The 391-nt window shown below is 56.0% G+C and carries 1 protein-coding gene and 1 pseudogene; both read left to right on the top strand.

The features are described 5' to 3' along the window. Positions 1 to 226 (top strand): annotated as a pseudogene (locus FDX22_RS32365) (branched chain amino acid aminotransferase); the annotation flags it as partial. 60 nt (positions 227 to 286) lie between these two features. After that, positions 287 to 391 (top strand): hypothetical protein (locus tag FDX22_RS32360; protein WP_255433099.1); only part of this gene is annotated, 105 nt, incomplete at its 3' end.

The following is a 391-nucleotide window of genomic DNA, read 5'->3' as shown; positions in this document are numbered from 1 at the left end:
CGAAGTGCGTGAGCAGGTGCTGTCCCGTGAATCGCTGTACCTGGCCGACGAAGTGTTTATGTCCGGTACTGCGGCCGAAATCACGCCCGTACGCAGCGTCGATGGTATTCAGGTGGGCGAAGGCCGCTGCGGCCCTGTCACCAAACGCATCCAGCAGGCCTTCTTTGGCCTCTTCACCGGTGAAACGGAAGATAAATACGGCTGGTTGGATCAGGTTAATCAATAAACATAAATTTGGGACGGCACGCACCGTCCCAATTATTAGACAGACGGGAGTTAATCAAGCATGCCTAAGTATCGTTCTGCTACCACCACCCACGGCCGTAATATGGCGGGTGCCCGCGCACTGTGGCGCGCCACCGGGATGACCGATGATGACTTCGGTAAACCT

It is taken from the genome of Citrobacter sp. TBCS-14 (assembly GCF_005280805.1).
Classification (GTDB): domain Bacteria; phylum Pseudomonadota; class Gammaproteobacteria; order Enterobacterales; family Enterobacteriaceae; genus Citrobacter; species Citrobacter gillenii.
The sequence above is the reverse complement of the archived record's forward strand: the minus strand, read 5'-3'. Positions and strand labels throughout refer to the sequence as shown.